Origin of the sequence: Bradyrhizobium sp. UNPA324 (genome assembly GCF_006658635.1) — a bacterium.
Taxonomy (GTDB): Bacteria; Pseudomonadota; Alphaproteobacteria; order Rhizobiales; family Xanthobacteraceae; genus Bradyrhizobium; species Bradyrhizobium nanningense.
Map to the genome: position 1 here is coordinate 6,754,566 of NZ_LFJD01000004.1, position 21,586 is coordinate 6,776,151.

The 21,586-nt window shown below is 64.6% G+C and carries 21 protein-coding genes; 19 read left to right on the forward strand and 2 right to left on the reverse strand.

What is annotated here, in order from left to right; all coding sequences use genetic code 11:
- The first annotated feature begins 25 nt into the window (after nucleotides 1-25).
- The 19 genes from napA (at nucleotide 26) to UNPA324_RS32510 (ending at nucleotide 20,335) form a co-directional block, all read left to right on the forward strand.
- Nucleotides 26-2,575 carry a nitrate reductase catalytic subunit NapA gene (gene napA, locus UNPA324_RS32420; RefSeq protein ID WP_128916391.1) on the forward strand — a complete coding sequence of 850 codons (2,550 nt, stop codon included), beginning with the start codon at nucleotides 26-28 and terminating at the stop codon, nucleotides 2,573-2,575.
- Between the two features lie 18 nt (nucleotides 2,576-2,593).
- Nucleotides 2,594-3,358 (forward strand): ferredoxin-type protein NapG, encoded by a 765-nt coding sequence (gene napG / locus UNPA324_RS32425; protein ID WP_128916390.1) that lies wholly within the window; start codon nucleotides 2,594-2,596, stop codon nucleotides 3,356-3,358.
- The gene (gene napH, locus UNPA324_RS32430; protein WP_141938066.1) at nucleotides 3,355-4,299 is read left to right on the forward strand and encodes a quinol dehydrogenase ferredoxin subunit NapH; all 945 of its coding nucleotides are present in this window, start codon (nucleotides 3,355-3,357) and stop codon (nucleotides 4,297-4,299) included. Before napG ends, napH begins: the two co-directional genes overlap by 4 nt.
- On the forward strand, nucleotides 4,296-4,763 hold the full coding sequence (locus UNPA324_RS32435; protein WP_181769598.1) for a nitrate reductase cytochrome c-type subunit: 468 nt from the start codon (nucleotides 4,296-4,298) through the stop codon (nucleotides 4,761-4,763). Before napH ends, UNPA324_RS32435 begins: the two co-directional genes overlap by 4 nt.
- A gap of 7 nt (nucleotides 4,764-4,770) precedes the next feature.
- Nucleotides 4,771-5,487, forward strand: coding sequence for a NapC/NirT family cytochrome c (locus UNPA324_RS32440; protein ID WP_128916388.1), 717 nt, complete (start codon nucleotides 4,771-4,773; stop codon nucleotides 5,485-5,487).
- Nucleotides 5,488-5,492: 5 nt separating this feature from the next.
- The gene (locus UNPA324_RS32445) at nucleotides 5,493-6,089 is read left to right on the forward strand and encodes a DUF2478 domain-containing protein (RefSeq protein ID WP_181769599.1); all 597 of its coding nucleotides are present in this window, start codon (nucleotides 5,493-5,495) and stop codon (nucleotides 6,087-6,089) included.
- A gap of 121 nt (nucleotides 6,090-6,210) precedes the next feature.
- Nucleotides 6,211-7,413, forward strand: a complete 1,203-nt coding sequence (locus UNPA324_RS32450; protein ID WP_181769600.1) for an LLM class flavin-dependent oxidoreductase — start codon at nucleotides 6,211-6,213, stop codon at nucleotides 7,411-7,413.
- A 926-nt stretch (nucleotides 7,414-8,339) separates the two neighbouring features.
- Complete coding sequence (gene nosZ / locus UNPA324_RS32455; RefSeq protein WP_206734061.1) at nucleotides 8,340-10,538, forward strand: Sec-dependent nitrous-oxide reductase; 2,199 nt, start codon at nucleotides 8,340-8,342, stop codon at nucleotides 10,536-10,538.
- 166 nt (nucleotides 10,539-10,704) lie between these two features.
- Complete coding sequence (locus UNPA324_RS32460) at nucleotides 10,705-11,388, forward strand: c-type cytochrome (RefSeq protein WP_164935851.1); 684 nt, start codon at nucleotides 10,705-10,707, stop codon at nucleotides 11,386-11,388.
- Nucleotides 11,389-11,420: 32 nt separating this feature from the next.
- Nucleotides 11,421-12,167, forward strand: a complete 747-nt coding sequence (locus tag UNPA324_RS32465; RefSeq protein WP_128916383.1) for a c-type cytochrome — start codon at nucleotides 11,421-11,423, stop codon at nucleotides 12,165-12,167.
- 86 nt (nucleotides 12,168-12,253) lie between these two features.
- Nucleotides 12,254-13,474, forward strand: a complete 1,221-nt coding sequence (locus UNPA324_RS32470) for a hypothetical protein (RefSeq protein ID WP_141938072.1) — start codon at nucleotides 12,254-12,256, stop codon at nucleotides 13,472-13,474.
- Nucleotides 13,475-13,477: 3 nt separating this feature from the next.
- Nucleotides 13,478-14,899, forward strand: coding sequence for a nitrous oxide reductase family maturation protein NosD (gene nosD / locus UNPA324_RS32475; protein WP_141938074.1), 1,422 nt, complete (start codon nucleotides 13,478-13,480; stop codon nucleotides 14,897-14,899).
- Nucleotides 14,896-15,684, forward strand: coding sequence for a 4Fe-4S dicluster domain-containing protein (locus UNPA324_RS32480; protein ID WP_141938076.1), 789 nt, complete (start codon nucleotides 14,896-14,898; stop codon nucleotides 15,682-15,684). Before nosD ends, UNPA324_RS32480 begins: the two co-directional genes overlap by 4 nt.
- Entirely contained in the window at nucleotides 15,681-16,703 is a 1,023-nt protein-coding gene (locus tag UNPA324_RS32485) for a NapH/MauN family ferredoxin-type protein (protein WP_141938078.1), read from the forward strand. The genes UNPA324_RS32480 and UNPA324_RS32485 overlap by 4 nt, the downstream gene beginning before the upstream one ends.
- A gap of 41 nt (nucleotides 16,704-16,744) precedes the next feature.
- A complete protein-coding gene (locus UNPA324_RS32490) occupies nucleotides 16,745-17,584 on the forward strand; it encodes an ATP-binding cassette domain-containing protein (protein ID WP_210246773.1) in 840 nt (279 codons plus the stop codon).
- On the forward strand, nucleotides 17,562-18,050 hold the full coding sequence (locus UNPA324_RS32495; protein WP_141938081.1) for a protein NosL: 489 nt from the start codon (nucleotides 17,562-17,564) through the stop codon (nucleotides 18,048-18,050). The genes UNPA324_RS32490 and UNPA324_RS32495 overlap by 23 nt, the downstream gene beginning before the upstream one ends.
- Before the next feature lie 7 nt (nucleotides 18,051-18,057).
- Complete coding sequence (locus UNPA324_RS32500; RefSeq protein WP_141938084.1) at nucleotides 18,058-18,936, forward strand: ABC transporter permease; 879 nt, start codon at nucleotides 18,058-18,060, stop codon at nucleotides 18,934-18,936.
- The gene (gene menA, locus UNPA324_RS32505) at nucleotides 18,933-19,838 is read left to right on the forward strand and encodes a 1,4-dihydroxy-2-naphthoate octaprenyltransferase (protein ID WP_283810288.1); all 906 of its coding nucleotides are present in this window, start codon (nucleotides 18,933-18,935) and stop codon (nucleotides 19,836-19,838) included. Before UNPA324_RS32500 ends, menA begins: the two co-directional genes overlap by 4 nt.
- Entirely contained in the window at nucleotides 19,835-20,335 is a 501-nt protein-coding gene (locus UNPA324_RS32510) for a TlpA family protein disulfide reductase (protein WP_128916374.1), read from the forward strand. Before menA ends, UNPA324_RS32510 begins: the two co-directional genes overlap by 4 nt.
- Nucleotides 20,336-20,338: 3 nt before the next feature.
- Here the strand turns inward: UNPA324_RS32510 and UNPA324_RS32515 are convergent, their stop codons facing one another.
- Both UNPA324_RS32515 and UNPA324_RS32520 read right to left on the reverse strand, forming a co-directional pair.
- Nucleotides 20,339-21,076 carry a class I SAM-dependent methyltransferase gene (locus UNPA324_RS32515; protein ID WP_141938091.1) on the reverse strand — a complete coding sequence of 246 codons (738 nt, stop codon included), beginning with the start codon at nucleotides 21,074-21,076 and terminating at the stop codon, nucleotides 20,339-20,341.
- A 1-nt stretch (nucleotide 21,077) separates the two neighbouring features.
- Nucleotides 21,078-21,563 carry an SCO family protein gene (locus UNPA324_RS32520; RefSeq protein ID WP_181769602.1) on the reverse strand — a complete coding sequence of 162 codons (486 nt, stop codon included), beginning with the start codon at nucleotides 21,561-21,563 and terminating at the stop codon, nucleotides 21,078-21,080.
- Nucleotides 21,564-21,586: the final 23 nt, after the last annotated feature.

Here is a 21,586-nt window from a genome sequence, read left to right on the forward strand (position 1 = left end):
ATTCGTTGAGCCGGAGAGACCGACGATGGTTACGAAATTGACGAACGGGAATGAAGCCACGGCGACCCGCCGCGATGCGTTGAAGGCGGCCGCCGCGGTTGCTGCCGCCTCGACCATTGGCGTGACGCTGCCGGACGCGGCGATCGCGCAGCCGGGCAAGACCGACGGCATCCGCTGGGACAAGGGCGTGTGCCGCTTCTGCGGCACCGGTTGCGGCGTGATCGTCGGCACCAAGAACGGCAAGATCGTGGCGACGCAGGGCGATCCCGATGCCCCGGTCAATCGCGGCCTCAACTGCATCAAGGGCTACTTCCTGTCCAAGATCATGTATGGCGAGGATCGGCTGACCCAGCCGATGCTGCGCATGAAGAACGGCAAGTTCGACAAGAATGGTGACTTCACGCCGATCTCCTGGGACGAAGCCTTCAAGCTCATGGCCGAGAAATGGAAGGCGGCGTTGAAGGCGGGGGGACCGTCGACCGTCGGCATGTTCGGCTCGGGCCAGTGGACCATCTGGGAGGGCTACGCCGCCGCCAAGCTCTACAAGGCCGGCTTCCGCAGCAACAACCTCGATCCGAACGCGCGTCACTGCATGGCCTCGGCCGTCACCGGCTTCATGCGCACCTTCGGCATCGACGAGCCGATGGGCTGCTATGACGACCTCGAGCACGCCGATGCGTTCGTGCTCTGGGGCTCGAACATGGCGGAGATGCACCCAATTCTGTGGTCGCGCCTCACCGACCGCCGGCTGACGCATGAAGGCTGCGAGGTCCACGTGCTCTCGACCTTCGAGCACCGCTCGTTCGAGCTCGCCGACAATCCGATGGTGTTCACGCCGCAGAGCGATTTGGCGATCCTGAACTACATCCAGAACTATATCGTCAATTCCGGTGCGGTGAACAAGGACTTCGTCGAGAAGCACGTCGAGTTCGCATCGACCGTGACCGACATCGGCTACGGACTGCGTCCGACCCACGCGCTCGAGGTGAAGGCGGTCAACGCCTCGCACAAGGCCGGCAAGGACGGTGCGCTCGATCCGGCCGGCTTCAAGGACAAGATCGGGTTCGAGGAGTACAAGAGGCTGCTCGAGCCCTATACGCTCGAATACGCCCACAAGATGTCGGGCGTTCCGAAGGAGAATCTCGAGCGGCTCGCAAAACTCTACGCCGATCCCAAGAAGAAGGTCATCTCCTACTGGACCATGGGCTTCAACCAGCATGCCCGCGGCACGTGGGTCAATAACATGATCTACAACGTGCACTTGCTGGTCGGTAAGATTTCCGAGCCCGGCAACGGCCCGTTCTCGCTGACCGGCCAGCCCTCGGCCTGCGGCACCGCGCGCGAGGTCGGCACCTTTGCGCATCGCTTGCCGGCCGATCTGGTCGTCACCAACCCGAAGCACCGCGAGACGGCCGAGAAGGTGTGGCAGCTTCCCGAGGGCACCATCCCGGGCAACATCGGCTATCACGCGGTGCTGCAGAACCGGATGCTGAAGGACGGCAAGCTGAACGCCTATTGGGTCCAGTGCAACAACAACATGCAGACGGCCCCGAACATGAACGAGGAGGGCTATCCCGGTTATCGCAACCCGGCTGCCTTCGTCGTCGTCTCCGATCCCTATCCGACCGTGACCACGCTGGCCGCGGACCTCATCCTGCCGACGGCGATGTGGATGGAGAAGGAGGGCGCCTACGGCAATGCCGAGCGGCGCACCCAGTTCTGGCGCCAGCAGGTGAAGGCGCCCGGCGAGGCGCGCTCGGATCTCTGGCAGCTGATGGAGTTCTCCAAGTACTTCAAGATCGAGGAGGTCTGGCCGGAGGAATTGATCGCCAAGAAGCCGGAGCTGCGCGGCAAGACGCTGTTCGACGTGCTCTATGCCAACGGTGAGGTGAACAAGTTCGCGGTCACCGAATGCCAGAACGGTTTCGACAATTCGGAGAGCGCGGCGTTCGGCTTCTACGTCCAGAAGGGCCTGTTCGAGGAGTATGCGAAGTTCGGCCGCGGCCACGGCCACGATCTGGCGGACTTCGAGCAATATCACCAGGCGCGCGGCCTGCGCTGGCCGGTCGTCAACAACAAGGAGACGCTCTGGCGCTTCCGCGAGGGCTACGACCCCTACGTCAAGCCGGGCGAAGGCGTGTCGTTCTACGGCAAGCCGGACAAGAAGGCGCGCATCATCTTCTGTCCGTTCGAGCCGGCGGCCGAAACGCCCGACAAGGAGTTCGATCTGTGGCTGTGCACCGGCCGCGTGCTGGAGCACTGGCATTCCGGCTCGATGACGCGCCGTGTGCCCGAGCTGCACCGTGCCGTGCCGGCCGCGACGCTGTTCATGCATCCTGACGATGCGGCCGAGCGCAAGCTGTTGCGTGGTCAGCCGGTCAAGATCCAGACGCGCCGCGGCGAAGTGGTCACGCGGGTCGAGACCAAGGGCCGCAACAAGCCGCCGCGGGGCCTCGTCTACTTCCCGTTCTTCGACGAAAGCCAGCTCGCCAACCAGCTCACGCTCGATGCGACCTGTCCGATCTCGAAGGAGACCGACTTCAAGAAGTGCGCCTGCCGCGTGACGTCGGCCTAAACCCTCGATGGACGAGCCATGTCGGATTCGAGCTCAGGCATCCCGCGCGATCCGCGTCGCCGCAAGGCGCTGCAGGATATGACGCGTTTCGGCGGCGGCGCAGCCGTCGCCGCGACGATGCTGACGGCGTTCGGCGTGTCCTCGCGGGCCAAGCCCGCGCAGGCGCTGCGGCCTCCGGGTGCGTTGCCCGAGAGGGATTTCCTCGCGGCCTGCGTCCGTTGCGGCCTTTGCGTCCGCGACTGCCCCTACGACACCCTGAAGCTTGCGGACTGGGCCGACGGTCCCGCAATGGGTACGCCGTTCTACGTCGCCCGCAACGTGCCTTGCGAGATGTGCGACACCATTCCTTGCGTCAAGGCCTGCCCGACCGGCGCCCTCCAGCATGCGCTGACCGACATCGCCAAGGCCAAGATGGGCGTCGCCGTGATCACAAGCCGTGAGACCTGTCTCAATCTGCAGGGTTTGCGCTGCGACGTCTGCTATCGGGTCTGTCCGGCCATCGACAAGGCGATCACGCTCGAGATTTCGCACAATGCGCGCACGACCAAGCACGCGATCTTCGAGCCGGTCATTCATGCTGATGATTGCACCGGCTGCGGCAAGTGCGAGAAGTCCTGCGTGCTGACCGACTCCGCGATCAAGGTGCTGCCGATCGAGATCGCCGCGCTGAAGCAGGACGAGCACTACAAGCGCGGCTGGGAAGAGAAGACCAAGGCCGGCGGAGCCCTCGTCGATGCGCCGCTGAAGCTGCCGGTGCGCAGACCCGAGGGAGGCACGCCATGACGGCGAAGGCCAGACCCTATGTCGACGCGCGCGCGCAGAAGGGGCTTTGGGCCGCCTCGCGGTTTCTCGTGCTGCGCCGGGCCAGCCAGCTGTTCTTCCTTGCGCTGTTCCTGTCGGGACCGTTTCTGGGTGTCTGGATCGCCAAGGGTACGCTGGCGTCGTCCATGACCCTCGGCACGCTGCCGCTGACCGATCCTTTCGTCTTCCTGCAGTCGCTCGCGGCGCGCCATTGGCCCGAGGGCCTGTCGGTGATCGGCGCGGCCATCGTGCTCGCCGCCTATCTGCTGCTCGGCGGCCGGACCTATTGCTCCTGGATCTGCCCGATCAACCCGGCGACCGATCTGGCGGCCTGGTTGAGGCGGCGGCTCAACATCACCTTCACGGCCAAGATCCGCCCGGACCTCAGGCTCTATTTCGTCGGCGCGGTGCTCGCCGCATCAGTGCTGTCAGGATCGATCGCCTGGGAGCTGATCAATCCGGTGACGGCGCTGCATCGTGCGCTGGTCTTCGGGCTCTGGTTCGGCGCCGGCGGCACGGCGGCGATCTTCGTGTTCGACCTCCTCGTCGCCAGGCACGGCTGGTGCGGTCATCTCTGCCCGGTCGGCGCGTTCTACGGCCAGATCGGCAAGGTCGCGCTGCTGCGCGTCACCGCCGACAACCGTGCGGCCTGCAACGATTGCATGGACTGCTTCGCCGTCTGTCCGGAGCCGCACGTCATCGGCCCCGCGCTCAGAGGCGAGCGAAGCGGCGCCACGCCTGTCATCACCGCGGGCGACTGCACGGTCTGCGGCGCCTGTATCGACGTCTGCTCCAAGCAGGTCTTCCATCTCGGTCTGCGCGGCCGCAATGCGGTGCGCCCTAACCCCTCCATGACCGCGCCATCGCCAGTGGCACGTGTCGTCTCTTCCCAGCCGGCCGTCCTTGAAAGGGACCTCCCATGACGTTTGTTCGACTGATTCCGTTGATCGCGGCGGCGGCCGTGACCGTCGCACTTGCAATTCCGTTCGCGGTGTCGGGACCGCTCGCGCAGGAAGCCAAGCAGCCCAAGGCGTTGCGTGAAGCGCCGCTGACCGAGATGTCGGCGCCGCCCGACGTGACCAAGCAGTCCGTGCCGGCGAGCGGCTTCGAGCGCGCCTATCGCCAGCAGCCGCCGCTGATCCCTCACAAGGTCGACGGCTACCAGATCACCACGGAGAACAACGCGTGCATGGGATGCCACGACTGGCCCGGCAACACGCGGGTCAACGCGCCGAAGATCTCGGAGACGCATTACGTCGACCGCCAGGGTGTGCGGCTCGATAAGGTCGCCGGCACGCGTTACTTCTGCCAGCAATGCCACGTGCCGCAGGCCGATGCGAAGCCGCTGGTCGGCAACATCTTCCAGAACGCGACGCAGGCGAAGTGAGGCTGACATGCAGGACACCAGCACTTCTGCCGCCGTCGCAGCCGCGCGGCCGGGCCTCCTGAAACGATTGTGGCGATGGTTCTTCTCGCCGACGGCGCGCTATGCCTGGGGACTGATCGTCGTCGTCGGATTCGTCGCCGGCGTCCTGTTCTGGGGCGGCTTCAACTGGGCGATGGAGATGACGAACAATGAGCAGTTCTGCATCTCCTGTCACGAGATGAAGGAAAACGTCTATCTCGAATACCGCAACACCGTTCACTATTCGAACCGCACCGGCGTCCGCGCCAGCTGCCCGGATTGCCACGTGCCTCACGAGTGGAGCCACAAGGTCGTCCGCAAGATCCAGGCCTCCAACGAGGTGCTGCACAAGATCCTCGGCACCATCGGCACGCCGGAGAAGTTCAACGCGCACCGTATCGACCTTGCCAAGAGCGTGTGGCGCGGCATGAAGACGACGGATTCGCGTGAATGCCGCAACTGCCACAAGTTCGACCACATGGAATATGCGGTGCAGGAGCCGCGCGCCTCCAAGCTGCACCAGACCGCATTCGCGCAAGGCAAGACCTGCATCGATTGCCATCAGGGCATCGCGCACAAGCTGCCGCCGAAGGCGCAGGAGGGATATCGTGACATGCTCGACCATATCGACGAGGTCGGCCCCGTGCAGCGCATGATCGACTTCCTGCAGGATGCCGACGTCGCCAAGGCAAAGGCGGCGAGGTGATGGACATGCTTCAGCAATCCCGCGATGCAGCCGATAGCGCCGCAAGGCCTTCGGCCGCCATCAGCGTTGCCCTGGTCTATGATTCGGGCCCCGCCGTGAACCGGTGGTTCACAGGTCTCGTCGCCGAGCTTCGCCTCTCGGGCAAGAGCCTGGCCGGCCTGATCCAGGATGACGTGCCCCAGCCGGGCCGCACACGCTGCGACATGGTTCTGCATGAGCTCGCCACCGGCCGGTCGATCTCGATCTCGGAGGACCTCGGCGCGGGCGCGACCTCCTGTCGTCTCTCCACGCCGCGCCTGCTCGAAGCGGCACAATTGGTCGAAGCCCAGCTCGTCGACGCCGAGATCGTCTTTCTCAACAAGTTCGGCAAGGCCGAGGCGGAAGGCGGGGGCTTGCGCGACCTGATTGCCCATTGCATCGAGTCTGGCAAGAGCCTCGTGATCGGCGTTCCCAGTAGCAACCTCGAGGCCTGGACCGATTTCTGCGGCGAATACTTCAGGACGGTCGCAGCGACGCCGGAGCCGCGCCAGGAGGCGATCGCGGCCCTCGCGGCTCTGCTCGGTCAGCCACCGACTGGCAGCGAGCATCTGCACGTGGCCTGAAAGCTGCGCATCGGCTTGCGATCCCTGGTCTTCCACGTCGCGGAATTGACGGCGTGGTGGACAGGATCGCCTCGCTCAATACAATACCCGCAATAACAAGACAGTGCGGGAGAGCGACGCCATGAAGTTCGGCATCTTCTATGAGCTGCAACTGCCTCGGCCCTGGGTGGCCGGCGACGAGCTGAGGCTCTACCAGAACGCGCTCTCGCAGATGGAACTCGCCGACAAGCTCGGCTACGACCATGCCTGGGTGGTCGAGCATCACTTCCTCGAGGAATATTCGCACTCGCCCTCGCCGGAATCCTTCCTCGCCGCCGCCAGCCAGCGCACCAAGAACATCCGGCTCGGCCACGGCATCCTCCAGCTCACCACCAACCATCCGGCGCGCGTCGCCGAGCGCGTTGCGGTGCTCGATCTGCTCTCGAACGGCCGCTGCGAATTCGGCATGGGCGAGAGCGCGTCCATTACCGAGCTGACGCCGTTCGGCCGCGACATGGAGACCAAGAAGGAGGTGTTCGAGGAGGCTGTCGCCGCGATCTTCCCGATGTTCAAGGACGCCGGCAGCGAACATCACGGCAAGTATTTCGACATCCCCTTGCGCAACGTCGTGCCCAAGCCCGTGCAGAAGCCGCATCCGCCGCTGTGGATGGCGTGCTCGCAGCTGCCGACCATCGAGCGCGCCGGTCGTCACGGTTTTGGCGCGCTCGGCTTCCAGTTCGTCAGCGCTGACGCCGCGCACGCCTGGGTGCACGCCTATTACAACGCCATGACCAAGCGGCTGCACAAGCTCGCGGATTATCAGATCAACCCGAACATAGCGCTGGTGTCGTTCTTCATGTGCGCCAAGACCGACGAAGAGGCGCGTGCGCGCGCCGACGGCGCCACCTTCTTCCAGTTCGCGTTGCGCTTCTACGGCGCCGCGCAGAACCGCCAGCGTCCCGCGCCCTACACCGTCAACATGTGGGACGAGTACAATAAGTGGAAGCGCGACAATCCGGAGGCGCAGGAGGCGGCGCTGCGCGGCGGCCTGATCGGCTCGCCCGAGACCATCCGCAGGAAACTGAAGCGCTTCCAGTCTTCGCATATCGACCAGGTCATCCTGCTCAACCAGGCCGGCAAGAACAGCCACGAGCACATCTGCGAATCGCTCGAGCTGTTTGGCCGCGACGTGATGCCGGAGTTTCAGAACGACCCGGCGCAGGAGGCCTGGAAGCAGAGCGTGATGAGCGGCGAGATCCAGCTGGAAGAGATCGACACGCAGGCCTTCACCGACCGCTACGGCAAGCTCGCCATCAACGTCGTGCCGGCGAAGGCGGCGGGTTAGGGGCGCCGCATCTCGCATAGGCCCCGGCTCAGCAGCGCACCGCTCCGGACGATGCTTCGCATCGCCGAGGAAGCGCTGCGCTGCGTCCGGGGCGCGAGACCATCTTCCGCATCGGCCAGCAGACTCTCTTGTCCCGGACGCGCTGCAGCGCGTAGCGCTGCTGCAGAGCCGGGACCCAGAAGCGGCCTGGCTGCCCTCCTCGATCTTTGGAGTGCGCGCCAACGCGTCGGGCTGCGCATGCGATCATCAACGAAAGCTCTACATTTTGAGTGCGAACAAGCCTCTTCCGCATGCGGGAAGATGCGAGCGTCGGGCTGACGGAATTCCGCTCCCAGGGCGGATGACGTCGAACTGAGGAAAGGTCGAGCAGGCCGGTGAATCGGGTGCTGCGATTCAAAAACGACCAAACGTTTGCGCCCCGACAAAGAACGCGGCCAGAAAGGCGGCCCGAAAGATGTTCGCGTCGAGCAGGAGTCGCTCAAGCGAACAGACATATGCAGGGCGCGTAATCGAACCGTTCTCCGAGCTTCCATTCGCTTTTCGGCGTGCGAGCTTCAACGGGCGCTGCGGCGAGTCGTTGACGCTCGTCTTCGTTCGAGTCTCCGCGTGAGATGGAGAGGCGATCCTCAATTGACCGCGGTCAAGTCATGCTTTGCGCCCGATCAATGCGCGCGAGAGCAGCGATTCACTATCTATCCGGCCGGCGAGGAGTAGCGGTGCTCTCATCGCTGGAATTGGCAACGTGGCACCGAAAGGCCGAATTGGCGGCGATGCCGTCGCGCTGCGTCTTTGGGGTATTCGAGCGCAAGCGGTGGACGCTACAGGAGCACGAAATGAAGGCATTATATAGGGTATCTGTGGCTGCGGGGGCCTTGCTCTGCTTCGCCGGAACGAATCTGTTTGCTGCTGAAAGCCTCGAAGACGTGATGAAGCGTCGCAATCTCAGTCAGAAGGATGTGTTGGCGGCGGCCAAGACTTACGTGCCGACGGGCGGACGCGACGAGTTTCTAGTCTTCTCATCAGGCGGCCAGTCCGGGCAGGTCATCGTCTACAGCGTGCCGTCGATGCGCATTCTGAAATACATTGCCGTGTTCACGCCGGAGCCCTGGCAGGGCTATGGCTACGATGACGAATCGAAGAAGGTTCTGGCGCAAGGTCAGATCGATGGCCGCAATCCCAACTGGGGCGACACCCATCATCCGGGACTATCGGAGACCGGCGGTAAACCGGACGGCGAGTTCCTCTTCATCAACGACAAGGCGAATCCGCGTATCGCGGTCATCTCGCTCAAGGACTTCGAGACGCGGCAGATCGTCACCAACCCGATCATGCAGTCGGAGCACGGCGGTACCTTCGTGACGCCGAATTCCGAATACGTGATCGAGGCGGCGCAGTATCCGGGCGTTCTCGGCCGCGGCTACGCGCCGCTGTCCGAGTTCAACGAAAAGTTCCGCGGCGCGATCACCTACTGGAAGTTCGATCGCGAGAAGGGACAGATCGACACGGCGAAGTCGTTCTCGATCGAGCTGCCGCCCTACACGCAGGACCTGTCGGACGCCGGCAAGGGTCCGTCGGACGGCTGGTCTTTCACCAATTCGTTCTGTGCCGAACGCTATGTCGGCGGCATCGAACAGGGCAAGCCGCCCTTCGAGGCCGGCTGCTCGGCCAACGACGCCGACTTCCTGCACGTGATCAACTGGAAGAAGGCGGCGGAAGTCGCCGCCGCCGGCAAGACGACGAAGATCAACGGGCACGACGTCATCTCGTTGCAGACTGCGATCGCGGAAGGCCTCGTCTATCTGATTGCGGAGCCGAAATCGCCGCATGGCGCCGACGTCACGCCGGACGGCAAGTACATCATCGTCGGAGGCAAGCTCGACACCAACGTGTCGGTCTATTCGTGGGAGAAGATCAAGGCGGCCGTCGACGCCAAGCAATTCGCTTCCAAGGACGCCTACGGGATTCCGATCCTCGACATGAAGCAGGTGCTGCACAAGCAGGTTCAGCTCGGCCTCGGCCCGTTGCACACGCAGTTCGATTCCAAGCCGTGCATCGCCTACACCTCGCTGTACGTGGATAGCCAGATTGCGAAATACGACTATTGCGAAGGCAAGGTTCTCGACAAGCTGTCGGTCCACTACAACATCGGGCATCTCACGGCGATGGAAGGTGAGAGCGCCGCACCGGCCGGAAAATACCTGATCGCCCTCAACAAGCTCGCGATCGACCGCTTCAATCCAGTTGGTCCGCTGCATCCGCAGAACCACCAGCTGATCGACATCTCCGGCGACAAGATGGAGCTGTTGTACGACATGCCGGTGCCGCTCGGCGAGCCGCACTATGCCGCGGCGATCTCCGCCGACAAGCTGAAGCCCCTGGTCCGCTACAAGTACGGCACTGACAGCCGCACGGAGCGGGACAGCGCCTTCGCGGTTCGGCCGGGCTCCGAGAAGATCGTACGTGAGCCCGGCAAGGTCACCGTCTTTGGCACCGTCATTCGATCGCACTTCACGCCTGAGATCGTCGACGTCACCGAAGGCGACGAGGTCACGTTCCACTGGACCAACGCCGAGCGCGCCGAGGACGAGACGCATGGCTTTGCCGTGTCGACGTACATCGGCAATCTCAGCCTCGAGCCCGGCAAGACGGCATCCGTGACGTTCAAGGCCGACCGACCCGGCGCCTTCTCGTACTATTGCACCGAATTCTGTTCGGCGCTGCATCTCGAGATGGAAGGGTACCTGATGGTCAAGCCGAAAGGACTTGTCGAACAGGTTGCGGCGAAGGCCACGGCAGGCGCCGTCTACGCCAAGGCCGACTACGACAAGCAGTACAAGACCAATCTCGAAACACAGGGCGTCATCGACAGCGTCGTCAAGTACATCCTCTCCACGAATTACAAGGACTTCCCGACCGTCGTCGCGCTCGTCGACGACGCGACGGACCAACTCAACTTCGTGAAAGACGCGAAGGCGAAGGCCGAAGACGCCGCCAAGAAGGAAGACTGGCAGCAGGCGACCCTCTGGGCGAACCAGTGGTGGCAGTACCAGGTCAAGGCCGCCGACATCGGCCTGCGCGTCAAGACCTACCTCGAGGAGCACGGCGCGAAGACCGCCGCGAAGTGAGCCGACCGGTCGGGGTGCAGTCTTGCCGCCGCCGGTCGTCGGTGGCGGCAAGAGCTCTCCGCACCGCCCATTCAACACCGACGTCAGGCGCAAGTGCGCCTGGCCAGTCACAAGTCCAACGCTAAGTCCAATGCGAAGTCCGATCCCAAGTCGAGGTCGACGACAGATGAAGACGATCGGTATCCTGGCCACGCTAGCGCTCCTTGCCACCGCGGCCGCGGCCTTTGCGCAGACCGCCGCCCCGAGCGAAGGGCAGGCGGCAACGGCCTCGCCCGGCGTGCTCGACGGCAAGTCGCTGTTCCGCGCCAAGACATGCGTGGCCTGCCATGGCCGCGATGGCGCGAAGGCCATTCAAAACTACCCGGATCTCGCCGGCCAGGACGCGAAATACATGCTGGCGCAAATGGCGGCGATCACGGACGGGAGCCGCGTGTCGGGTCCCGATCCGCGGGGCTATCCGCGCACGCAGGGCATGAAGGACGTCATGCATCTGACGAGCGCCGAGGAGCGGGCCGCGATTGCGGAATTCCTGGCCAGCCAGCCGACTCCAAAGCCGCGTCCGCTCGAACCGGCTCCGGACGGCGCGCGGCTTGCCGCCGGAAAGGACGCCTATCTGAAGAGCGGCTGTGGGACGTGCCACGGCCCGGATGGATCGAAGCCGCTTGCGACCTATCCGCTGATTGCCGGTCAGAAGCGCGACTATGTCGCGCTGCAGATGACGGAAATCCGCGACGGAATCCGCAAGGGGGGCAAGGTCGCGACGATGCTGCCGTTCGCCAAGAAGCTCGATGACGCGAAGATCGCTTTGATCGCCGACTACCTGTCGCAGGTCGAGCGTGGCCCGAAATAGGCGATGAGCCGAAGCAAGATTGGAGACATGCGATGAAAAGAGCACTTTCGGCGGCCATGCTGGCCGCGGCCCTGGTCGGAACGAGCCTGGTCTACGCCGCCGGACCCGCCGTCGATCAGCAGAAGTTCGAAGAGAACAAGCAGAAGAAGGAATGGATGAGCCAGGGGGGCGAGCGCGACGAGGCGCTGAACCTCAAGCCGAACAAGGACAACGGCCGCGACGTCTACGAGGTCTGCTCGGCCTGCCACCAGCCGGAAGGCTGGGGCCTTGTCGACGGAACGTTCCCGCAGCTCGCCGGCCAGCATCGCTCCGTCATCATCAAGCAGCTCGCCGACATTCGCGACGGCCACCGCGACAATCCCACGATGTATCCGTTCGCGCTGCCGTCGGAGATCGGCGGCACGCAGGCGATCGCCGACGTGGCCGAGTACATCGCCATCCTGAGGATGAATCCGGAGAATGGCGTCGGCAAGGGCGACGATCTTGCGCTGGGCGCAAAGCTCTATGCCGACAATTGCGTCCGCTGCCACGGTCCGGACGGCGCCGGCAACGCGGACAAGTTCTATCCGCGGATCCAGGGCCAGCACTACGAGTATCTCGTGCGGCAGTATCGCTGGATCAAGGAAGGCAAGCGGCGCAACTCGAATCCCGAGATGGTCGAGCAGATCAAGAACTTCACGGACAAGGATACGCTGGCCGTGCTCGACTACGTCTCGCGCCTGAAACCGCCGGCCGACCTGGTCGCGCCGAAGGGATGGAAGAACCCGGACTTCAAGTAGGTCCTGCGGTTTCGCGGAGAATTGCGGCCCACCCCATCGGCTTCGCGGCCGCGGGTTGAGGTGATCGCAATGCAGGAGATCGACATATGAACAAGATCGCGAGCGTCACGACGGGGAGGCCCACGAGCAGCCCCGCAAGCTCGGCTTTTCGTCGCACCTGGGCGATGCCGTTGATGCGCGTGGCGTCGCTGGTCGCGCTGGTGGCGCTCGCGGCTTCGTTCTTCCTGCCTGTATGGTGGGTGTCGCTCACCGCTCCGAACTATCCGCCGCAGACCTTCCCGCAGGGCGTTCGCATCAACTTCCATGTCAACCGTATCTCGAACGGTTGCGTGATGCGGGACTCGAAGGAGGTGCTGGAGAAGGAGGCGCTCGATTGCGTCCATGAAATGGATACGATCAATCATTTCGTCGGCATGTATCCGATCGCATCGGGCGGCCCGGTCGAAAAGTTGTTGTCGCCGTTTCTGTTTTCCTTTCTCGGCGTCCTGATCGTCGGTTTCGCGCTGCCGGGCGCGGGTTTGCGAACCGCCGCAATGGCGCTCGGTTTTGCCGGAATTGCAGTCTGGATGTCGCTGGCCCTGTTCGCGCCGAATGGCATTCGCTATCTCGAGCGGGGCTGGATCGTCGGCCTCATCGACAGTCTCGGACGTGCGGAGGATGAGGCGAGCAGCGACACGCTGCACCCTGTCGTGCGGCAGCTCAAGGAGTCTTTGGCCAAGAGCCATATCGGCGAGACGGCACCGCCAAAGGTCGAGCGCAATGCCGGCAAGGACCAGCTCATTCAGATCCTGAAGACCGTCTATGAGCAGAAGGCGCCGGTCAGCCTGACCGACCCGGCGCCGCAATGGACCGGCCGCGGGATCGACGTGATGGCATGGCACTATGACGAAAGTCTCGGACGCTGGTTCAACGAGCCGGCCAGGAATGCGCGGCTCGTGGCCATCATGACGACGTCGCTTTACGTCGTCTATGGCGCCGTGCTGGCGGCGATGCTGGCCTTCCTGTGGGTCGCCCGCCAATCTCGCTCGGTGCTGTTCTATGCGCTCGGCGTCGTTCCCATGATCCTGCCGGCGGCCTTCATCATGGAGTATGCGGCCTGGCTCTGGTGGTACGGCCATAGCCTCAATGCCATGGGTGCATTTACACTCAAGCCGTTCATGCCGACGGTGTTTGGTGACGGCAAGGTCGCGCAATTCTCGACGCACTCCTATCCCTACACCGGCTTCGCGCTGATGTGCGTGGTCGGCGCGGCGATGGCCATCGCCGTGCTGTTGCGCCGCGCCGCGCCGAAGGCGGCAAAGGACTGAACGATGTCTGCGCGGCTACGACTGCTGGGTTGGGTGCGGGACGGGGCTCTCGCTCTCTCTGGGCTTGCGGTCGTGGTGCTCGTGGCTCTTGCCTTCGGCAGGGTCGCCGCCACATTCGGGGTCTATGACCTCACGCGCGACGCCGGCTTTGCCGACCATCATCCTCCGCCGCCCGATCCTCGGTCCGAAGAGGAGCTTGAGAGCCTGCGGCGCTTTCCGCGCGATGCGGCCGCACTTCAGCCGTTGATAGACGCCACCCCGACGGGTGGCGTCCTGCACCTCGCACACGGCGTCTACGCGGCGCCGGGCGTCGTGAACCGTCCGATGCGGATCGAGGGCGAGCCGGGGGCGGTCGTCGATGGCGGCGGCGTCGGGTCGATCATGACCGTGACGGCCGATGACGTGCAGGTCGTCGGCCTCACGTTTCGCAATTCCGGCGAGAGGCACGAATCGACCGATTCCGCCGTGCGCGTGCGGGGCAAGCACGGCGTCTTCCGCGATAATTTGATCGAGGATTGCCTGTTCGGGTTCGAGCTCAAGCAGTCCGACATGAACATCATCCGGCGCAATCGCATTTCGTCCAAGGAACTGCCCGAGGCGCTCCGTGGCGATGCGATCCGCGTCTGGTATTCCAATGGCAACCGGATCGAGGACAACGAGATATTTCGCACACGCGATACGGTCGTCTGGTATTCGAGGGAGAATACCATCAACGGCAACCGGATTCGGGACAGCCGGTACGGCGTGCATCTGATGTATGCGCATCAGAACGACTTGCGGCACAACGTCCTTGTCGCGAACACGGTGGGCGTATTCCTGATGTACGCCAACGACAACGTGCTCGCCGACAACGTCATCCAGTATAGTCAGGGCCCGTCGGGCATCGGTATCGGTTTCAAGGAGTCCTCCGGAGCGCGCATCGAGCATAACGACGTGTTCGCGAATGCGCGCGGCCTGTTCATGGATGCCTCGCCCTACGATCCTGAATCCCACAATGCCTTCAAGGCCAATCGCTTCGCCTATAACGGCGTGGCGGTCGCTTTCCATTCCGGCTGGGAGGGAAATGCGTTCGAGGACGACGCGTTTTTCGGCAACCATGCCCAGGCCATGGTCGCCGGCGGCGGGTCCGCCCAGCGCAACGTCTGGTCCGGGAACTTCTGGGATTCCTACGATGGGTTTGACCGAAATCACGATGGTGCAGGCGATACGCCGTATCGTGTCTGGACCTGGGCCGACAGGCTTTGGATGGATGTGCCCGACGCACAATTCTTCCGGGGCGCGCCCTCGCTCGAAATGATCGATCTCGTCGAGCGGCTCGGCTCGCTCACGGAACCGCGCCTGGTGCTGGCGGATCCGGCTCCGCGTATCGATGCGGTCGCAGATGCGGGAGTCCGCAGCGCGCAGGTCAAGGAGGTGCTGCGGTGAAAGACGACGAAGCAGCCGCCCCCACGCCGCCAGGAAGGTCTTCGCCTCGCGTCGACGAGGCTCGCCGGCGTCTGCTGCGGTCCGCCGCAGTGGGCGGCGTGGTGGTGTGCGCGTCGCTCCTCGCATTGCTCGACCATCGCGCGGTGGAGGCTGCGCCCCGACTTCGTCCGCCCGGAGCGCTCGACGAGGAGGATTTCCTCGCCGCCTGCATCAAATGCGGACAATGTGTCCAGGTCTGCCCGGTGGACGCGATCAGGCTCAGCGATCTCGACCGGGGGATTGGCAATGGTGTGCCGTACATTGCGGCCCGCGCGCAGGCGTGCGACTTCTCCTGTGACGCCACGCAGTGCGTGCTGGCGTGCCCGACGGGCGCGCTCAGCCATCTGATCGACGCCAAGGAGCAGTCGCGCATGGGCGTGGCGCGCCTGGCCGCGCCGGATGCCTGCCTGGCGCGCAAGGGCGAAGGCTTCAAGGGTCTGGCGCGCGGCGAAGCGTTCAAGGGGCACCTGCGCTATTCCGACATCGATCGATGGAAGCCGCAGCCGGTTGCCTCTCACCCCTACGACCTCGGAACCTGCGATCTCTGCGCGCGGCATTGTCCGATCAAGGACGCGATCGAGCTGGTGCCGGTGTCGAGCGATCCGCAGGACCGCCGGCGCACGCCGATGGTGAAGGATGCCTGCGTCGGCTGCGGCGTCTGCGAGATGATGTGCCCCGCCGAGCCTGCGGCGATCCGTGTCGACGTCCGTGTCAAAGGGCGAGATCCCGGAGGGCCCAAAACATGAGCAGCCGGTTGATCGCGCGGAAGCTGCGGGATCTGGCGCTGATGCTCGGCGCAGCCCCGCAGAAGCCCACGCCCGAGGACATGACCGAGGAAGCGCGCGAGCTGCTCGCTTTCAAGAAGAGCCCGGAAGAGCGCAAGCGTCGCAAAGCTGCGATCGAGAACGAGCGCGCCGAGGCCGTTCAATCGCACAAATGGCGGATGATCCGCTGGGCATCGATCTTCGCGGTCAACGGCCTGTTCGTGGCCTCGTACTGGATCGACCTGCAGCTGGTCGAAGGGGCTCTGACCGCGTCGCGCGTGCTGGGATTCCATTTTGCGGACGTGAACTCCTCGTTGCAGCTCATGCTCGCGCACAAGCATGTGGTCATCAACCTCGTGATCGGGGTGACGACCGTCTTGCTGATCTACGCGGTGCTCGGCGGTCGAACGTTCTGCTCCTGGGTTTGCCCCTACCATTTCCTGTCGGAGCTGGCGGAGATGGTGCACCTGAAGCTCATGGGCAAGAAGCTCGTCCGCGACCATGAACTCGACCGGCGCCTTCGCATCATCATGTTCTTCGTCTTCGCGGTGCTTGCCTTCGTCTCCGGTTATCCGCTGTTCGAGGCCATCTCGCCGGTCGGCATTCTGTCGCGGGCGCTCACCTATGGAACCATCATCGGCCTCATCTGGGTCGGCTTGTTGCTGCTGGCCGAGATCGTCTGGTCGCGCCGGCTGTGGTGCCGCTACGTCTGCCCGGTCGGCCTCGGCTATGGTCTTGCCGGCATCGTGGCGCCGGTGCGGGTCATGTACGACGCGACCAAGTGCCTGCACGAAGGCAAGTGTCGGCAGGTCTGTCTCGTTCCCCATGTGCTCGACATCACCAAGCTCAGCTTCGCCCGCGAGGTCGAAACTCCGATCGGGGTCGATTGCACGCGCTGCGCCATGTGCATCGACGTCTGTCCGACGGGTGCCCTCACATTCGACATTGTCGGCCTTGCCCGCTCAGGCGCCGACGACAAGTCCGAGGAGGAGGGCGCATGATCCTCATCAAGGAGCTGAGCAAGCAGTTCGGCGCAACGCGGGTGCTCGATCATCTGTCGCTTGAAGCGCCTTCGGGACAGCGGATCGCCCTGGTCGGCTCCAACGGCGCCGGCAAGACCAGCCTGTTTCGCAGCCTGCTCGGGGAATACAGCTATCATGGATCGATCTCCATCGACGGGCTCGATCCGCGCCGCGACCGGGCGCGGCTGCTGCGGATGATCGGCTTCGTGCCTCAGATTGCGCCGCGGCTCGAGACGCCGACCGGCGCCTTCATTCGCTATGTGGCAGAGGTGTCGGGTGCCTCGGTCGAGGAGATCGAAGGCGTTGCCAAGAGCCTGGGGCTCGATGTCGCTGCGGTCCGCAATCGCGCCTTCGTGCGTTTGTCAGGGGGCATGAAGCAGAAGCTGTTGATCGCACTCGCCCTTGGCAGGCCGACTGGGTTGCTCATTCTCGACGAGCCGACCGCGAACCTCGATCCGGCCGCCCGCGCCGTATTCTACGATCTTCTCGCGGCGCGCGGCCGGCACACCGCCATGATCATCTCGAGCCACCGCATCGACGAAATCGCGCCGCTGGTGGACCGGGTGGTGGAGCTCGACCGTGGACGCATCGTGCTGGACGATACGGTGACCGACGCCGGTGCGCTCGGATCCAGCTTTCTCGTCGAGGTCGAAACCAACCGTGTGGAGGCAAGCTTCGCCCGTGCGGCGGGGGAATGGGGATTGACGCAATTCGAAGGGCACCGCTGGCGCGGCGCGATTGCCGGCCCGGACCGGCTCCGGTTTCTCGGTTTCGTCGCGCGCCACGCCGGATTGCTCTCCGGCGTGGAGTTGCGCGAGGCCGATCGGGAGAGCGTGAATGCCGATACCTTGTCCGCCTGAGGCCGGCATCGCCCCGACGCGACGTCGACTTGTCTGCATGGCGCTGGGCCTTGCGGCGGCCGGCGGCTTGGCAGGCTGCTCGCAGGAGGCCGGGCCTGCGCCCCGCGCCATCAAGCTGAAGCGCGAGAGCTGTGATTATTGCGGCATGCCGATCGGGGATCCGCGATACGCGGCAGAGATCTGGAACGCAGACATCGGGCGGGTTCGCGTCTACGACGATTTCGGTTGCGCGGTCATCGCCGCTTCCCAGCGCAAGGAGCTGGAGCGGACCGAAATCGCCTTCTGGGTCGCCGACGAGGGCGATCCGGCGAGATGGCTCCCCGCGCGTTCGGCCCGATATCGTGCAGGCGTGGCGACGCCGATGGGACACGGCTACGCGGCGGGGGCCGAGGCGGGCCATCCAGCGGATTTCGCGACAGCTTCCGCCGCGATTTGCGAAAAGGCGCTCTGCGCCCATCCGACGTGAGGAAGACATGCTGCTTGCTCCGCCCAACCCCACGTCCGTTCCGTTCGAGCCTAGCCCCGTGTCCGGATTTGCCGCCACGTTCCGGCTCGAGATCGCACAGGCACTCCGCGCCAGATGGTTTTGGGCCTACGCCGCCGTCTTCTTCGCCCTGGTGGGTCTGCTGCTGGTCTTCGGCCTGACCGAGAGCCGCGTGCTCGGCTTCACGGGCCTGTCGCGCACGCTCGTTGCCTATATTCAGCTCGCGATGGCGATCCTGCCGATCTTCGTGCTGGTCACCACGGTGCGCTCGCTGGCGGGTGATCGCGAAGCCGGCGTGTACGAATACGTGCTCGGACTCCCCGTCGGACTGGGTGCCTGGTACGCCGGTCGCTTCTTCGCCCGATACGTCCTTGCGGCGGCGCCGGTGGTCGGCGCGCTTGCCTCGGCGCTTGCTTATGGAGCAGTGCGCGCGGTCGCGATTCCCTGGGCGGAGCTGGGTTTCGATATCGGCATTCTGCTCGCGATGATCCTTGCTTTCGTCGGTCTCGGCTTCTTCATCGCGTCCGTGGCGAGGTCGGTGGATCTGGCTCAGACCGCGGCATTCCTGTTATGGCTCGTCCTCATCCTCGGCCTCGATCTCGTCCTGCTCGGCGTCCTGATCCGCGACCGCATGCCGGTCGAAGGGGTGGTCGCCATCGCACTTCTCAATCCGCTGCAGGTGTTCCGGATCGGATCGATGATCTTGTTCGATCCGCAGCTCGTGCTCCTGGGCTCGACGGCCTATGCCGTTTTCGACGTCTTCGGCCGCGCGGGCTTCCTGATCTGGTCGCTGGCCTACCCGTTGGCACTCGGAGCCGGGTCGGCCTATGCTGGCTTCCGGGCGTTTCGGCGTGGAGATCTGCTGTGACGGCGCTGGCATCAACAGGTGCAATCGGAACCTGGATTCTGGGCGCGCGGCCGAGAACATTGGCGCTGTCCGTGACGCCGATCGCCGTAGCATTGGTCTATGCAGCGGTCACCTATGGCAGGCTTGCAACCGTTCCGGTCATTGCCGCCCTGGCATCGGCGCTGTTCATCCAGATCACGACCAATCTCGCCAACGATTCCGCCGACGGCGGCCGCGGCGCCGACACATCGGAACGGTTGGGACCGCTGCGGCTCGTCGGAGCGGGCATCATGTCGGCGGCGCAAGTTCGGCGCGGCGCCATCGTGACCAGTCTCATCGCTGCGGCCTTCGGCAGCGTCGCTGTCGTCTATGGAGGCGCGCCGATCCTGGCGATCGGCTCGGCTTCATTGCTGGCGGCTTGGGGATATTCCTATGGCCCTTGGCCCATCTCCGCCAGCCGGTTCGGCGAGGTTTTCGTGATCGTGTTCTTCGGCGTGGTCGCGACGACCGGAACCGTCTGGCTCGGTGCGAACAGGTTCGACGCGACGTCAGTGCTTCTCGGGCTCGCGATCGGCCTGCCGGCCGCGGCGGTCCTGACTGTCAACAACCACCGTGATCGTGCCGAGGATGCCATTTCGGGACGGCAGACGCTCGCGATGGTTCTCGGCCCGGTCGGCACGGCATATCTCTACGTCCTCGAACTGGCGAGCGCTGCCATCGTGGCCGGAATCGCGCTCTGGCCGATCAATCGTGCCGCGATTGTCGTTGCCGCGGCGGCCTTTGGGGCTGCGCTGTATCTGGGGCATCGGCTGGCCCGAACACCGGTGTCACGTGCGCTGAATGCGATGCTGGCCGCGACCGTGCACTTCCAGATCGGGCTGGCCGCGGGAATTGTCGCCGTCCTGCTGATGAGCGTGCGATGATCCGCCTCGTCTCGATGTTCTGCGCCGTGGCGATGTGGACGTCCGCCCGCGCGGCGGATTTCGTGCCGTTGGCGCCGAAGCAGATCGACTACGTCGTCCGCGATCGCAACGGCGATGGACACACGGCGGCGCAATTCGGTGCGCGCCTGACCGTTTTGCATTTCTGGGCCAGCTGGTGCGTTCCATGCCGGGTCGAGCTGCCGGCGCTCGCGGCGCTGCAATCCGATCTCGGCCGGGAGGGCGTGCGTGTTGTCGCGGTGTCGGTCGACCGGCTCGGCTGGGATGCGATCGATCGCACGACGTCCAAATTGGGCGTACGCGATCTCGAACTCTATCACGATCGCGACCGTGAGGCGGCGGTCGCGCTCGGCGTCGCGGCGCTGCCGACGACCATCCTCGTCGACGCGCAGGGACGCGAGGTCGCACGCATGCGAGGGGAGGGCGAGTGGGCAGACCCCGCGCTTCGCCGCGAATTGCTCGGCTTCGCGTCGCCTTGAAGGTCATTCGGCGGGCTTGCGCGCGAAGTGAACCGCGGCGATGCCGAACGAGACGTCGCGCCATCGCACATCGACCAGCCCGCTGGATGCGATCATCGATGCGAATTCCGTCTGATCGGGAAATCTCCTGATCGACTCGACGAGATAGCGATAGGCATCGCGCCGGCCGGAGACGACAGCGCCGAGCAGGGGAATCGTGGTGCGGGACCACAGGCCGTAAAGCGGTCTCAGCCATGGGCGCGGCGTCGAGAATTCCAGGCAGAAGAAGCGCCCGCCGGGCCGCAGGACCCTGGCAATCTCGCGCAGTGAGACCGCAACGTCGGTCGCATTGCGGATGCCGAAGGAGATCGTGAGCAGGTCGATGGACGCGTCGGGGAACGGCAGGTGCTCCGCTTCGGCAGCGATCCACTCGATCCGTTCTACTCCCGCGCGCATCCGTCCGACCCGCATCATCGCCGCGGAGGGGTCGACGACCAGCACGCGGGCGCCGGCGGCGGCGAGCGCCAGGCCGATATCGCCGGTGCCGCCGGCGAGGTCGAGAGCGATCTCGCCCGGCCGCGGCGCCGCAAGCGCGACGAAGCCCGATTTCCAGAGCCGGTGAATGCCCATGCTCATGAGGTCGTTCATCAGGTCATAGCGCGGCGCGACTTGTTCGAACGTGCGCCGGATCAGTTGCCGCCGCTTGTCGACGGAAACCTCGGTGGCGCCGAAGCTGTGCGCGAGCTTCTCACCGGCGCTCATGTCATCTTGCCAGCATCGAGGCGCGGATGCGCTCGGCCAGCCCGCTTCCGTCGAGGTCGTGCGGGTAGCGGCCGATGACGGTACCGGCGGGGTCGACGAGGAAGATCGCGGCCGTGTGGTCGACCGCATAGGAATTCCCGTCTTTGAGCTCGACGCGGGCGTATTTGACGCGCCAGGCCTTGGCCAGGGCCGGGAGTTGCTCGGGATGAGGTGTCAGGCCGATCATGCGCGGATGGAAGCTGGATACGTATTCGGCAAGGACGTCGGGCGTGTCCCGTTGCGGATCGACGGTCACGAAGACCGGAGTCATGCGTTCTCCGATCGACCCGAGCGCGTCGAGGGCCTGAGCCATGCTCTGCAACGAGATCGGACAGATATCCGGGCAATGGGTATAGCCGAAATAGACAAGTCGCCAGCCGGGAACGTCGGCGGAGGCGATCTCGCGTCCGTCCTGGCGCACGCCGACGAGGTCGACCGCGCCTGCCATCGAGGGGACAGCCACGCAAAGCA